12 protein-coding genes are annotated in these 14,823 nt (G+C 55.4%); 3 read left to right on the forward strand and 9 right to left on the reverse strand.

All coding sequences use genetic code 11. The features are described 5' to 3' along the window. The first annotated feature begins 10 nt into the window (after window positions 1–10). Window positions 11–1,180 carry a 23S rRNA (uracil(747)-C(5))-methyltransferase RlmC gene (gene rlmC, locus JQC75_RS02920; RefSeq protein ID WP_203327102.1) on the forward strand — a complete coding sequence of 390 codons (1,170 nt, stop codon included), beginning with the start codon at window positions 11–13 and terminating at the stop codon, window positions 1,178–1,180. Here the strand turns inward: rlmC and JQC75_RS02925 are convergent. The 4 genes from JQC75_RS02925 to JQC75_RS02940 are packed head-to-tail and all read right to left on the reverse strand — an operon-like array spanning window position 1,149 to window position 4,262. After that, a complete protein-coding gene (locus JQC75_RS02925) occupies window positions 1,149–2,345 on the reverse strand; it encodes an ATP-binding protein (RefSeq protein WP_203326008.1) in 1,197 nt (398 codons plus the stop codon). The genes rlmC and JQC75_RS02925 overlap by 32 nt on opposite strands. Further along, window positions 2,342–3,049: a response regulator transcription factor gene (locus tag JQC75_RS02930; RefSeq protein WP_203326009.1), complete on the reverse strand. Its 708-nt coding sequence runs from the start codon at window positions 3,047–3,049 to the stop codon at window positions 2,342–2,344. Before JQC75_RS02930 ends, JQC75_RS02925 begins: the two co-directional genes overlap by 4 nt. Beyond that, window positions 3,034–3,417 (reverse strand): DUF3019 domain-containing protein, encoded by a 384-nt coding sequence (locus JQC75_RS02935; RefSeq protein WP_203326010.1) that lies wholly within the window; start codon window positions 3,415–3,417, stop codon window positions 3,034–3,036. Before JQC75_RS02935 ends, JQC75_RS02930 begins: the two co-directional genes overlap by 16 nt. An 8-nt stretch (window positions 3,418–3,425) precedes the next feature. Then, complete coding sequence (locus tag JQC75_RS02940; RefSeq protein WP_203326011.1) at window positions 3,426–4,262, reverse strand: MipA/OmpV family protein; 837 nt, start codon at window positions 4,260–4,262, stop codon at window positions 3,426–3,428. Window positions 4,263–4,548: 286 nt separating this feature from the next. Between JQC75_RS02940 and JQC75_RS02945 the strand changes: the two genes are divergently transcribed. Continuing rightward, on the forward strand, window positions 4,549–9,660 hold the full coding sequence (locus JQC75_RS02945) for a S8 family serine peptidase (protein WP_203326012.1): 5,112 nt from the start codon (window positions 4,549–4,551) through the stop codon (window positions 9,658–9,660). Window positions 9,661–9,834: 174 nt separating this feature from the next. Beyond that, complete coding sequence (chrA, locus tag JQC75_RS02950; RefSeq protein ID WP_203326013.1) at window positions 9,835–10,980, forward strand: chromate efflux transporter; 1,146 nt, start codon at window positions 9,835–9,837, stop codon at window positions 10,978–10,980. Window positions 10,981–11,062: 82 nt separating this feature from the next. On the opposite strand, the gene lpoB is transcribed toward chrA, so the two are convergent. Genes lpoB through JQC75_RS02975 form a run of 5 tightly spaced genes read right to left on the reverse strand, consistent with a single transcriptional unit; the run spans window position 11,063 to window position 14,791 of the window. Next, on the reverse strand, window positions 11,063–11,656 hold the full coding sequence (lpoB, locus tag JQC75_RS02955; RefSeq protein WP_198134298.1) for a penicillin-binding protein activator LpoB: 594 nt from the start codon (window positions 11,654–11,656) through the stop codon (window positions 11,063–11,065). 2 nt (window positions 11,657–11,658) lie between these two features. Beyond that, complete coding sequence (locus JQC75_RS02960; protein ID WP_239002130.1) at window positions 11,659–12,984, reverse strand: COG3014 family protein; 1,326 nt, start codon at window positions 12,982–12,984, stop codon at window positions 11,659–11,661. A 50-nt stretch (window positions 12,985–13,034) separates the two neighbouring features. Further along, window positions 13,035–13,559, reverse strand: a complete 525-nt coding sequence (gene def / locus JQC75_RS02965) for a peptide deformylase (protein ID WP_203326015.1) — start codon at window positions 13,557–13,559, stop codon at window positions 13,035–13,037. A 27-nt stretch (window positions 13,560–13,586) separates the two neighbouring features. Continuing rightward, complete coding sequence (locus tag JQC75_RS02970) at window positions 13,587–13,799, reverse strand: SlyX family protein (protein WP_203327103.1); 213 nt, start codon at window positions 13,797–13,799, stop codon at window positions 13,587–13,589. Between the two features lie 14 nt (window positions 13,800–13,813). Further along, window positions 13,814–14,791: a WD40 repeat domain-containing protein gene (locus tag JQC75_RS02975; RefSeq protein ID WP_203326016.1), complete on the reverse strand. Its 978-nt coding sequence runs from the start codon at window positions 14,789–14,791 to the stop codon at window positions 13,814–13,816. Window positions 14,792–14,823: the final 32 nt, after the last annotated feature.

The raw sequence follows: 14,823 nt of genomic DNA on the forward strand, positions 1-14,823 counted from the left end.
CCGTTTTTCGATGTGGGAGCCGAACGTGAGCTGTGACTATTTCAACCGGGGACTTTGTCAGTCTTGCCGTCTGATGCCCAAGCCTGTCAGTGAGCAGTTGCTTGATAAAGAGGCCAGGCTTACCCGACTGCTTGGCAGTCTGGCGGTGGACGAGCGGCTGGCACCGGTATCCGGTCCTGAGTTTGGCTTTCGTAACAAGGCAAAAATGGTGGTCATGGGTGCTGCCCATGCTCCGGTACTGGGGATCCCGGGGCCCGATGGTCAACCCGTCGACCTCAGCCATTGCCCCCTGTATCCACAAGACATGCAGGCCCTGTTGGTTGAGCTGACGGCCTTTGTCCGCCGCGCGGGTATTCCTCCCTATAGAGTCGATAAGGCCAAGGGCGAACTTAAGTTTATTTTGCTGACCCGCAGTGCAGTGCGCGGTGAGTTTATGCTGCGATTTGTGCTCAGAAGCAAGGATGCCATTCCCCGTATCGAGCGAGAATTGCCGAAATTGATGGCGGACTTCCCGGCCATCAAGGTGGTCTCGGTGAACCTGCAGCCTGTGCACATGGCAAGGCTCGAAGGCGAAGAGGAAATCTTTCTTACCCAAGCCACGCGCCTCGATGAAGTCTTTAACGGGGTGCCACTCTTTATCCGCCCCAAAAGCTTTTTTCAAACCAATCCCGAGGTGGCATCGAGCCTTTATGCCACGGCTGCCCGGTGGGTCGATGAGCTAAAGCCTAAAAGCCTGTGGGATCTGTTCTGCGGTGTGGGTGGCTTTGGTTTGCACTGCGCCAGCCATGAGCTGCCGGTGACAGGAATTGAAATTGAAGCCGAAGCCATCGACTGCGCCAAAACCTCGGCAGCGGCTATGGGGCTGGATAATTTGTCGTTTGCGGCACTGGATTCCACCGGCTTTGCCATGGGGCAAGAGGCGCAAGACGTGCCCGAGGTCATCATAGTGAACCCACCGCGCCGGGGGACTGGCAAGGAACTCTGTGAGCGTTTGTCGGCCTTTGGCCCAAAAGCCATCATTTATTCCAGTTGCAACCCAGAGACGCTGGCAGAAGACCTGGCCCTGATTTCAGGCTATCGCATCGCCCGGGTGCAGCTGTTTGATATGTTCCCCCACAGCGACCACTTTGAGGTGCTGTGTCTGCTTATCAAGGAAGTGGCCTGCGCCAACGCAGACTGATGGACGCGCCGCCAAGCTCGGCCGAGTTTTCCACCATCAGTTTGCCCTGATGCCAGATGGCAATTTTACGCACGATATAGAGGCCTAAGCCAAACCCGGCACTCTGCTGCTTACTGCCGCGCTGAAATGCCTGGCGCAAGTCTTTGCCCGGCTCCTGAATACCCGGGCCATCATCTTCTACGGTCAGCCGCCAATGGCGGGTTTCGGCAATCAGCGTCAGCTTGATAGTGCCGCTGGCGAATCGCAATGCGTTGGCAATCAGGTTTTGGCCAGCCAAGTCCATGCTCAGAGGATCCAGCAGCACCTTGTCACCACTTGCAGTGCAGTCCACGTGGCAGTGCACTGTGTATTTGGGGGCATAGACGGCAAAGTTATCTGCCATGGCTTTGATAAACTCAGCGGCATTGACCCACTGGCGATGTTGACTGGGCTGCTGGTGCTCAACCCGCGCAAACGACAGGTAGCTCTTGGTCAGGGCCTCGATTTGATTGATGTCTTCTTCCAGCCGCGCGCTGTGTTTCTCAGACAGTTGCGCCCGGGCCAGCTCGAGTACAAACCGCATCCGTGATAAGGGCGTGCGTATCTCGTGGGACATAATCCGCGACAGATCCCGGTGCAGCTCCAGAAAGTCGACGATTTGCCCTGTCATGGTTTCAAAGCTCTTGGCGAGGGGATAAATTGCAGAGCGGTGCCCTATGCCGGTTTTGATACGCTTGGGGTGCGCACCAAAACTCAGCGCCTGTGACTGAAGCAGGCTTAAATCTTTGAAAACCCTTCCGATCAGCAAAAGTATTGCCAGCGCTAATGAGGCGTAAAGCAGGGGAATGAGGGCGTTGAGCTGGCTATGCTGCGCCTGGGGATTGATGGGGCCCATTTCCCGGATGTGGCCACTATCGAGGCGCAGATAATAAAATTCCTTGCCATCCTGATGGGTGAGGGAAATGACTTCGCCGCTGTCGAGCCGGGTTTGCAGCTCGGGAGCAAAGGCGATGCTGCCCGGTTGCAGCTCCCGAAAACCAAGGCGTCCCTGTTTCAGCAGGGCATCGGCATCCAGGCTGTAACTATAGGCTTCATCGGACGCGCTGTAGATAAGGTTAAAGGACCAAACGATAAAGGCGCAGGAGGCGATGATAAGAACAAACAGCCGGATAAGCTGGGGTTTCATATCTCGGCAGTCGCAAAGCTCAGCAGGTAACCCCGGCCGTGGACGGTGCGAATGGCCAGACCCTGGATACCTATGTTTTCCAGTTTGCGTCTCAGTCGGGAAATTTTTAGATCCATCGCCCTGTCGAGGCCATCGTATTCGCGGCCAATAATTTGCTCGAACAGGTATTCACGGCTCAGCACCTGTTCCAAATGGTGCACAAAGACCCACATCAGCTCTGTTTCCTGGGTCGTTAACGGATAATTCATGTCGGCAAAGCACAGTTGCTGATGTGCCTTGTGCAGAATAAGGCCGTCCTGTTCCCAAATCTGGCTGTTACTTGGGGTCGATGGCGGACGATTGAGCCGGGCGCGGATGCGGGCAAGCAGCAGATTGGGGACGACGGGCTTGCTGATATAGTCTGCAGCGCCAAGCTCCAGGCCAAAGATTTCGTCTTCCGGTGCGGCCAGTGCCGTCATAAAAATAATGGGGGCAGCTACCTTTTTGGACAAGGTTGGAAAGGCGCTGAAGCCATCCTGCCCGGGTAGCATCACGTCACAGAGCACCAGCTCTATTTTCTTCCCCATGCTTTGGGTAAAGGCATCTTCGATGGACTCGGCGTGAATGACACTGAACTCCTCGGCCTCGAGAAAATCCACAATGAGTTCTGCCAGGGGCAAATCATCTTCAATCAGCAACAGTGTGTGTTTTACAGCAGATCCCAATTCAGCCCCCTGCGTTTACGTTTTTGTGGTGGTTGAAACAAGACCACCGACACCTGGGTTGAAAGCAATACGCGGGAATTCATGTCCCGGATTTCGATGGTGGCATCTTTCTCCAGTGCCAACGAGAGTTCTTCACTGAGCTCTTTCATCCCCGTGTAGCAGCGACGGGGTTGTGCTTCATGCTTAAGCCATAGACACAGATTCTGCTCTGTATCTGTTTGGTAATGTACCGAAATATTGAAACGACAGGGAAGTGCTTCGCTGCTGGTGGCACAGGCTTTGGGGGCGACATTCAACTGATCCGCCATGGCCAGTGGAACTATGCTTAGCTGTGACAGCAAGAACAACAGCGAGATAACCTTTCCCATACCCGCTCCTAGAAACTGTAGCTGACGCCGGCAAAACCCGAGAACAGGTCGTCTCTTTCTATCAGAGCGCTCTCTCGTATGGCTTTACCCAGGCGGGTGTGATTGACGGTGAGAACAAAGTTCAGACTGTCGCTCAGGGGAATATTCAGCACGCCTTTAACGTGCCAGTTGGTAGCCGCTTCCAGCGGCGCGGGTGGGCGTCTGGCGCCGGACTCGGCTTGAGTCACGTTATAGTAGTAGTCCACCAAATCGGCATTTTTGTATACGCCGCCAATTTCAATGCCGGCAGCGCCCCAGGACCAGGCGAAGGATTTTCTGGCACTGAGTTGCCACTCATAGCCGTTGTGTACCCCGGTCACATCGTAAAACACCCCTGTGGTCAGGTCGAACACCGGCGTATACCAGGTTGCGCTGAGGCCGCCAAGATATGACAGTTTGCGCTCTACAGGCTCAAGCTTGGGAGGCTCAACCCCCGGACGAACGATGGGGCCATTATTGGGTTTGTAGCCGAGGATATCGGACAGCAATAACTTGCCAAACCCATCGTACTCAAAATAGATACCGTCATCGTTTAACTGCCCCTGTACATCAACACTCAACCAGTCGGTTTCGTAGAGGCTGTAACCCAGGGTGAAATTTTCAACGTAAAAATCTTCGCCGTAGTAATACCAGCTTGGCAGTACATAGGTGGTGATGTCTTCGGTTTTCTTACGGGGGTTTTCCAGTATGCCATAGCCAAGGGCCAGCGAGACTTGCCAGTCTCCCGGTGTCACTGTTTGCAACTCTTCGGCTTTCAGCGGAAAAGCCAGAGACAGCATCAGCATAAACAGTATCAGGGGTTTCATGGGTTCTTTTTGTTAGCGCTTTATAAAGAAGTTTGTGTGTTTTTCGGGCTTTTAACCAGAGATTATCACGATAATCTGTGCTCTCCAGCAAATACTGAGAAAGACTACAAAATGCTACATTCGACCGGAATGTTTTGATTTTGTATCAAATGTGAATTTTGTCTACAAAATGCTACATCAAAGTGTTGAGGTTCTTCCTTTAGACGGTGCTTAGATGATGCCCTCCTGACCGGTTTTTCACCGGCGGACGAGTAAGCAATCCAATAACAACATCGGAGATAGCGTCTTGAAACTGAACCTCGTAACCAGTGCTGTGGTAGCGACCCTTTATGGGGCTGGCAGCATGTATGCGGCGGCCAGCTTGAACGTCAACGAGCAGCACAAACTCGAACCCCTGAAGCTGACTACTGAACAAATCGCCCAATTGCAAAGCCCTTCACCCGTTACCGAGGATAGCCTTGGTCAGGGTGAAGGTCTTAACATCCAGATCACGCCGCAGTCCCGTCGCTTCGAGTTCGAAGAAGGCCTCAGCGGTGAACATGTTTACATTGTTACCCTGCGCGACAAAGCGCTGGCCAACTCCGGTGTTGCTATTCAGGCTCGCAGCGCGAAAGGTGGCAAAGGCAAACTCTTTGTTGCCGGTAAGCCTGCATCAAGAGAAGTGGCCGCTTATCGCTCACAACTGCTGAGCAAACAAAACGAGGTATTGGCAGCGGCTTCTTCGGTGGTGGGCCATCGCGAAGTGCGTGCCCAGTTTACCAATGCGGTAAACGGTTTCTCCATGGCCATGACTCAAGACGAAGCCAAGCGCATGTCAGAGGTTGCCGGTGTTGCCACAGTGCGCCGCGCCAAGACCTATGAGCTGCTGTCTGATACGGGCCCTGAGTTAATCCAGGCCAACAAGATATGGGATGGCAGCGTTACTCAATCCATGCCTTACAAGGGTGAAAAGGTTATTGTCGGTATCGTGGATACCGGTGTGAACACCGACCATGCCTCTTTTGCTGATATCGGTGGTGACGGTTACGATCACACCAACCCATGGGGCGCCGGTAACTACGTGGGTGACTGTGCCAAAGAAGGCTTCGAGAACCTGTGTAACGACAAGCTGATTGGTGTACGTTCTTATCCTGTTATCACCGACAACTTCACCAGTGGTGTATTCGGAGATACCCGTCCAGCCGTGGGTGAAGACTATCAGGGCCATGGCACACACGTGGCTTCGACCGCTGCCGGTAACGTGCTTTACGATGTACCTTTCTCTTCGCCAACGCCCGATGCCGTATCTGACGGCGCCATCATCAAGGAAGGCCTGTTTCCCCGTATCAGTGGCGTAGCACCACACGCCAACATAGTGTCCTATCAGGTTTGTCATCCGTCCAACGATGTGGCTGAGTTCCGTGGTTGCCCGGGTGAAGCGCTGATCGCCGGTATCGAAGATGCCATCAGCGACGGTGTGGATGTGATTAACTTCTCCATCGGTGGTCAGGATTCTCACCCCTGGAGCGATGATGTGGAGCTGGCATTCCTGGCGGCCCGTGAGGCCGGCATTTCTGTTGCCGCCGCAGCCGGTAACTCCGGTCAACCCGTTGGCTATAAAGAATACTTTGGCGCCATCGACCATGCGTCTCCCTGGCTGATGAACGTAGCGGCCACCACCCACGATCGCGAAGTGGTTGTCGAAACCAAGCTGACTGACCCCATGGGTGGCAGCGAAGCGCCACGCTGGAGCGAAATCGTCGGCGGTGCTATCAACGATGCCCCGGTAACCGGTATGGTGGTGCAGGCCAAAAACTTCGGCGACGAATACTGCGGCACCCCCTTCCCTGAAGGGACTTTCGATCTGCAGGACAGCAGTGGCAATCCGGTCGACGTCATTGTGGTCTGTAAGCGCAACAGCCTGACCGACCCCAATGGTATTGCCCGTACTGCCAAGGCCGATAACATCAAGGCCGGTGGCGCCGATGGCATGATCATGTACAACTACGCCAACAACGACCCACTGGTTGCCCTGGCCAAGTATTCTGTGCCATCAATCCATATCACCAAAGAAGAGTGGGATGGCCGTTATGACAACGGCATGAGCGGCTATGGTCTGAGCGATTGGCTGGCCAAGGGTACAGATCATATGCTGACCATTGGCAACACCCGTATTGAGCGTGAGCTGAATCCGGAAAATGCCGATTGGCTGGCGCCTTTCTCTTCCCGCGGCCCAAGCCCATCAACCCCGGAAGCGCTGATCCCAGCGGTTGCCGCCCCCGGCGTTGATATCTACGCCGCCTTCGCCGATGAGCATCCGTTCACCGCAGCCCCAGGCTCAGGTGACTACGCCTTCCTGAGCGGTACCTCCATGGCTTCACCCCATGTGGCCGGTGCCATGGCGCTGCTCAAGCAGGCGCAGCCTTCCTGGAGTGCCACTGAAATCCAGTCTGCGCTGGCCATGACGGCCGAAAACAAGGTCCAGTATCGTCGTCTCAACGAAGCGACCGGTGACATCGAACTTGCGTCCACTTACCGTGCCGGTACTGGCCGTATCAACGTTGCCAATGCCGTGCAGGCGGGCCTCATCATGGATGAAACTGCCGATAACTTCCGCGCGGCCGATCCATTGAATGGCGGCACAGTACACAAGCTGAACATCCCACAGCTGGTAAACTTCAGCTGTAAGCCAAAGTGTCAGTGGATCCGTACTGTAAAAGCGACCAAAGACGGCAGCTGGTCTGTGACCCACGATGACGTGGTGAACTGGGCCTACGACTCCCGCTCTCAGTTCTCTCAGAACGGCGTTAACATCAAGGTCAGCCCAAGTGAGTTCACCCTGGCGGCCGGTGAGACCCAGACCATCATAATTGAGGCGTCCATCATGGACACCCAGGACTGGTTCTCGAATGCCGAAGTGGAACTGCACTCCAATCTTATCTTCACGGAAAGCAGCGGCAAGTCGCCTGAAGCTCACTGGCCCGTAGTGTTCAAGTACGACATGAACGAGATGCCTGCTCGTTTGGCTGCCACCGCGCACCGTAATGAAGGCAACGCCATGCTTAAGGGCATTAATCTGCCCGAGGGTGACAGCATCCATAGCCGCATCTTTACCCCGGTTAAAGCCGATGTGCAGACTCTGGTATTGCCCAAGGACAATGATGGCTTTTTCCCCTGGACCGCGGGTGGCGAAAATGCCGCGCCCATGGAAGAGCGTCTGGACGAAGCCACGGCAACAGTGACGATAGATGTACCTGCCAATGCCCGTCGCCTGATTGTCGAGTCTCTGGGTACCACTGAGTCTCCGCTGGATGGCACCCTGGATAAGGCGAACCTGTTGGTGTATGTGGGTAAGGACTATAACGGTAACGGCCAGGCCGATCCGTTCGAAGAACTGCTGTGCGTCTCCAACCACATCGCTTACAACAACTTCTGTAACATTAACGAGCCGGAAGAGGGCCAGTACTGGGCTGTGTTCTATAACCCCCGCAAGGGCAGTGCACAGAACAATTACCATGATTTCCCTGAGGAAACCTTCCAGTATGCCGCTGTCGTTGTCACCGATGACGTGGCTGGTAACATGAGTGTTGATGTGCCTGCCAGCAATGGTAAGGAGCCGGTAGACATTCAGGTGAACTGGAACATCCCTGAGATGCAGGAAGGGGATCTGTACTACTCCCTGATTGACTTCGGTACCTCCGCAGTCAATGCCGGCAACATAGGTAAAACCGCGTTCAAGCTCAGCCGTGGCAAAGACGACGTCAGCCTGGAAGTACCTCAGACTGCGGCCAAGGAAGGGGATGTGGTTCCGTTTACCTTCACAGTGCTGCCCAACGACTCGGGTGCTGACCGTGCCTTTACCATCAGCGCCGATGTGCCGGCTGAACTGAGCCTGAGCGCCGAAGACGTGTTGGCTTCTTCCAGCGCCATGGTGACCGACATCAGCCTGGAAAATGGCAAGCTGACCATCAGCGGTGTTCAGCCTGACACAAGCGATCTGGCGCCATCTTACAAGATCAGCACCAACATTGAAGATGCCATGTGCCGTACGCCGAACTTTGGCAACAGCAACCCCGGTGGTTACGTGAACCTGGAAGAGTTCCGTCTCTATCCTCAGTTCGGTGGTTTTGCGCCGGTGGAATACGATGCCAATGGCAATGCGATCAGAAACAAGGACAACCAGCTTCTGTACCGCAATGGTATTGAGTTGCCAATGGATGTGATATTCCGTGGCGCTTACGATGCCTTCCACCTGTACAACAACAGTGACAACCTGAACACAGGGCGTGAGAACTACCTGGACATCCGTGCCCATGGCTTTGTGTCTCTGTGGGGTGGACAGCCGCTGTTTTACCCATGGCATGACATCTTCCCATACCAGAGCTTCCCCTATGAAAGTATAGGTATGCTGTGGCGTGGATTTGGATTGGGTGCCGGTGCGACCCAGGCCATCATGGCCGCGCCGTTGGTGAATAGCATCAATGAGCGCTCGGGTATGACCATCGCCAGTACCAACACCGGTTGGGCGATTCTGGAGTACGACAATGCCCGTTCCTACAAGTCAGCCGGCCGTGACGCCAAGCGCGTTTACCAATGGGAGGAGCAGGATGACAGATTCGATTTCGAGCTGATCTTCAACGCCAATACCCGTTTCGGTGACGGTGAGTACGAGATGATGATGGCCTACGACAACATCGACTTCGGTAGTCAGGATGCCCGTGGCTCCATCGGTGTGCAGGGCTTCCGTGGTGGTCTTTATGCCTACGGTCCACTTGAGTCTTACCTGGGCGAGCAATATGCCTTCAACGACCTGGATGAAAAACTCAAGAATGGTCTGGTGATCTGTTACGACTATCAGGGCCCTGAGTCATCTCAGTTTGAAGTGACTGCCTGGACCAAGGTGAAGCCAAGTGCCGCAGGCAAGACCCTGGCCTTCAACGCCGTGAGCCAGGTTGAAGGTATGGCCGATATCGAGATCAACCACGAGCTTAAAGTGCCTGGCAACATCAGCATGGGGGCGATTGCCGACCAGAGTGTGGCCGAAAACACCACCCTGGAAGGTATCGAAGTGCTCTATGCCGACGAGCAGAACAGCGTCAACCAGATTACCGTGACCGGTGAGCACATCACCGCCACAGTATCCGGTAACCGCTCTGGCAGCACCATCAGCATCACCCCGGAAAAAGATTTCCACGGTGAAGTGGAAGTGACTGTGACTGTGAGCGATGTGGAAAACCCAAGCGATGCCGCGTCTACCAGCTTTATGCTGACCGTGGTATCCGATGGTGTTGAGCCTCAGCCACCAGTGACGACTCAGCCTGAAACCCCTGCCAGCACCTCTGGTGGTGGCAGCACAGGTCCTCTGGCACTGATGATGTTGCTTGCTCTGGGTCTGCGCCGTCGCTTCCTGTCCAAGTAATTGGCAATGAAAGACGTCAACTGCCCATAATGCAGTCAAGGTCCGGGATGTGAAAATCATGCCCGGGCCAGCAAAACGAAAAACCACCGCCGCTGCGGTGGTTTTTTTATGTCAACTTGGGGTCACAAAGATGTCATACTCTGATGCCATTGCAATCGGAGAAAACTCAAGGCTATGTGGCAGATTTTCGTGCGTTTTTTCATGTTGGGATTGACCAGCTTCGGTGGGCCGGCAGCCCATATAGGTTATTTCAGACAGACATTCGTCAATGAGCTCAATTGGGTCGATGAAAAGCGTTTTGGCGCCCTGGTGGCCCTGTCGCAGTTTTTGCCGGGGCCAGGTTCCAGCCAGCTGGGATTTGCCATCGGACTCACCCGTGGTGGGCTGGGCGGCGCACTCGCGGCCTTTGTAGGCTTTACCCTGCCATCGGCCGTGCTGATGTATCTGCTGGCCGTCACCAGTGCCAATCTGCTGGGACAGTCCTGGTTCGACGGCCTCATTCATGGGCTCAAACTGCTTGCCGTGGTGGTGGTGATGGATGCCTGCCTGGGTATGTTCCGTCAGTTTTGCCAGCACAGGGCAGCAAGACTGATTATGGCGGCCAGCACCATAGCACTGCTGCTGTTTGGCCTTAGCTGGGTACAGTTTGTGGTACTGGCCCTGGCGGCCGTGGTCGGTGTGGCCTATTTAACGCCCGCGGGCGAGGCTGGGGGCAAGCTTGCCGGTATTGGTTGGGGCTGGCTGCTGGCCTTTACGCTGCTGCTTGGCGGTGCTTTTTACGGCGTTGAATCCTTCAGTGGCGGCAGCGGGGCCTGGTTGGGGGCAGTGAACTTTCAGGCCGGTTCGCTGGTGTTTGGAGGCGGCCATGTGGTGCTGCCTCTGCTGGAAGGGCACTTCGGTGAGCTGATGTCACCAGACAGGTTTTTAACGGGCTATGCGGCCGCCCAGGCTATTCCCGGCCCCATGTTTACCCTGTCGACCTTTTTAGGCGCCGATGTAGCGACCGGGGATGCTGTGCTTGGTGCGCTGATTGCGACCCTGACTATCTTCCTGCCGGGCTTTTTATTGCTGCTGGCGTTTCTTCCTGCATGGGAGGGGCTCAGCCAGCGCCCCAGGGTGGCCGGTGCCGTCGCGGGCGTGAATGCTGCCGTAGTGGGGCTGCTGCTCAGTGCGCTCTATCAGCCGATTTGGCTCTCTGCTGTGGTGGGCCCCATGGACATGGCGCTGGTGGTTGCCGGTTTTGCGGCGCTGAAGGTCCTCAGATTGCCCATTCTGGCGCTGGTGGCAGGCTTTGCCCTGATTGGCGCCCTTTTGCTGTAACGGATGGAGTCATCACAATAAAAAAACCAGCGCCAAAGCGCTGGTTTTTTATTGTCAGATTTTTTTATTACCAGACAGGCAATTACATGCCGAGGAATGACTTGGACTTGGTCTTGCGGATCTCTTTTTCATCGGACCATTCGATAAGGCCGGTTTCCAGATCCATCAGACGCATGGTCATCTTGTAGTAGACATCCTTGGTACTGCCTTCCTGCTTGACTATGCTCGACAGGTTGCCATAGAGCATGTACTGAGCACCGATTTGGCGGCCAAAGCGGATAGCCGTTGATGGGTCAACCATGCCTGAGTTGTTTTGGTAATCCAGCTGCTTACGAACGGCGTCCACCTTGGTCATGTCGATAAAGCGGAACTTGCCGGAGCGCAGCAGCTTGTTGCTGATGGAGTCGGTGACAGACTCGGTATCTATGTGCTCTGAGGTTTTGTTTTTGATTTTGTCCACGAAGATGATGGGGCGCTGTTTGGCTGTCATGGCCACCACAGGCGGGAAGGTCAGCATGCTGTCCACCATCTTGGCGGTAATGGCCTGCAGATCGGTGGAACCGAAGTTCTCATTCACCGTTTCCACTTCGGTGGCGTCTCCGTACTCAACCCTGGATTGACAGGCGCCAAGGCCAAGGGACGCTGCCAGGATGAAAATCAGTTTGAAATGTTTCATAGTCAGTTCCATTTACTTTTGATGTTGATTGAATAAAAGCGGATGTTGCTGCCCGTGTCAATTGCCCATATGAGGGTGGTCTGTCCGGGACGTATCTCTATGTTCTTGCTGACATTGCCAAGGGTAACACTGTAATGGCCCTGTGGCACAAAGCGGCGGCCAATCTGGGCCTGTTTTGGCAAGGTCAGCCAGCTGCGCAAATCGGCCTGTTCGCTTAATACATTGAAAATCTGCATGGCCACGGCGGCGCCGTCAAACTCGTCCCGGCGCTTTTTGCTTTGGCTTTCCACGCTGCGGGTCAGCTCTGATTTGGCATAGACCCGGGCCGCCTGGCGAATGAGCAGCGCGGGCAAGTATTCTTTGAGCGCATTGATGGCAAGGGCATCCAGGTTGGCGATGGTTGCCGGTTGCAAGGGCGTATCCAGCCCGGCCAGGCTCTTTGTTCCACTTGGCGGGCCGCTGTTGCCATAGGTTGGTAAAGACACAGTCTGCCAATTGCCGTTGATGGTAAAGGGAACGGTGAGCGGCTGCTTGGCCAACACGAAATCCCGCTCCAGCAGCAGTATCAGCTGGCCGTCGTCTTTGCCGGGCAGCTTGGCTTCGCCGAATCTGTCTTTGAATTCCTGATACTGGGGCATGGCCAGCTTTTTGGCCAAACGCACCAGATCCTGCTCCAGGTACGGATTGCCGGGGAAGATTTGCGCAGCCTTGCGATAATCGATAAAGGCATCGTTTTCTTCGCCAAGCAGCTCATGGATAAGACCGGTTGTGTAATAGCTGTAGGCGTTCAAAAAAGAGCTGGTGACACTGCCTGCCTGCTGGCCGAGGCGGTTTATTTCACCATCCACGGTGCCATTGGCCATGGCCTTGACCGACTCTTTGGATTTTTCATAGCGCTTTTGTTCCAGCGCCTGCAACTCGTTGGCCCGGCGCACCTCCACCAAAGCCCCTTCAAAATCGTTCTGCATCAGGTAATTGAGCGCCTGATACTGGTGAACCATCACCCGTTCAAATCCGGGGCCCCGGTAGGGGATGACATTGTCATTCAATACCAGACTGCCGGCGTTGGCCCCAAGATTACTCAGGCTGACGGTGGCCTGGTCGTCGAATCTGGCATAGGCCGCAATGGCGCTGCGGTAATAATCCTGGCTTGCCTTAAAGTCGCCGCCCACCTGTGCAACCCTGCCTGCCTCCTGGGCGTACAGCAGCGCATCCTTGCCATTCAGTTCGGTTTCCAGTTGAGTCAGGGGCGTCAGGGGGGCCGGGCCAGAGAGCGCTTGTTTCACCTGTGCAATCTGCGCCGGGTAACTCATGAATAAGCCGCCCATGGCACAGCCGCCAAGGAAGAGGGTTATCACAAGTACCGCAGCCCGCTGACTCACAGTGGTGTCTCTCCCGCAGCCATTGCGTGCTCCTGTGAAGCCATGGTGATGCGCTCGATCAGGGTGATGCCATCGAGATGATCCAGCTCATGCTGAAAAATCCGTGCGACAAAGCCATGCAGGCGACCGGAGTGGGTATTGCCCTGTAAGTCCTGCCACTGGGCATCGATCCACAGGTGACGCGCGATGGAAAGCCGCTTTCCCGGCACCGACAGACAGCCTTCTTCACCCAGCTCCCATTCTGACGAACCCGACAGCAGCACAGGATTGACCATCACCATGGGCTCCATCAGGGGCGCATCGGGATAACGCTCATTGGGGCGGGATGCGACGATGAAAAGCCGCTGACTCACGCCAATCTGCGGCGCAGCAATGCCCACACCCCTGGCCTGTAACATGGTGGCCATCAGGGTTTGTGTAAGATTGTGCAGGGCGACATCAAACGCAATGACAGGTGCTGCTTTTTGGTAAAGCACCGGATCACCTGTGATGGCGATGGGGGCGGTTTGGATGCTGGCCATGAAATTCCCTGTTCCTGTGGCGAATACTCAGTAGTGGGGCGGCGGTGTTTCTTCCGCCTGAGTCGCTATATTGCTCGGCTCCATCGCCTTGAGCTTACTCACCAGCATTTGAATCGCGTGAGTTTGCTTGGCAACAATGTCGTTGAGCTTAATGACTTCCTGATTCAGCTCTTCCACCGTCATCTCGGTGAAGGCGAGCTTGGTTTGCAGCTCTTCGATTTGCTGTTGCATTGCCTGTATATCTGTTTGCATTGTTACCTCGTTGACCAGTATTCCACTCTGCCACTGCTGCTGATACTGGCAACAGGTGTTTGTGGCAGGCCGGTTTCGGCCACTGAGTATACAACGGCACCTTTGATTTGCGGCCGATTGGAGAGGCTCACCTGCCAGCGACCGGTTACTTTTCCATCTTTTGTCTGCCAGCGCAGCACTTCCCGAAAGGGCGAGCCCGTGAGCAAGGCGGCGTTGTTGTTGACGAAGCGGGCGGCTGAAAAGGTCATGCTGCGCTGCTTTATCTGTAATTCGCTGATGATATGGCCGGTTTGGCTGGCAAAAATCCTCGCATCGGCCTTGGCGTCGGCGGCAAAGCCGAGCTCACCGTTGGAGGACAGCGCCACCGCCAGCACCCGGGCGTCAAAATGCAGGGTCTGCAATGGCTGGCCGGTGTTGGCTTGCCAAAGAATGGCCTGATAGTCGTTGCCGCCGCTGAGCGCCAGCTTGCCATCGGCCGACAGCGCCACGCTGTTAACCTTTTCGCTGTGTCCAAGGAAGCGGATAAGTTTGCTTTGCCCGGCGACGAGCGACATCACAGTGCCATCGGCAAGCCCTACCAGGAGCCCACCTCCGTCGGAGAGCGCCAGCGCTTGTCCCGCTGAGGGCAGCGACCACAGCCCCACCTGTGAGCCGTCATCTATCCTCCACAGTGCAACTGAATCCCGGCTTAATGACGCGGCGAAAACGGCATTGTCGGATAGCGCCAGGGCAATCGATTCGTTGCTGGTCTGGCCGTGTTGCCATCTGTGTTTGAGGGTCTTGGGAGAGAGTTGCCACAGCTCGACACCACCGGACTCGGTACTGATGAGGGCCAGGCTGGCATCCTGGCTCAGGGTTGCGCCATAGCTTGGGGCGTCACTGAGCACCAACACCCCGTCGGCTTCCCTGGGGGAGCAGCCCGACAAGAGTACAAAAACCAGTGCCAGCCACAGGTAACTTCCATTGAACTTATTCCACATGCCCAAGTCTCATTGCTGTCTGTATTTTCGGA

Source organism: Shewanella litorisediminis, assembly GCF_016834455.1.
Classification (GTDB): domain Bacteria; phylum Pseudomonadota; class Gammaproteobacteria; order Enterobacterales; family Shewanellaceae; genus Shewanella; species Shewanella litorisediminis.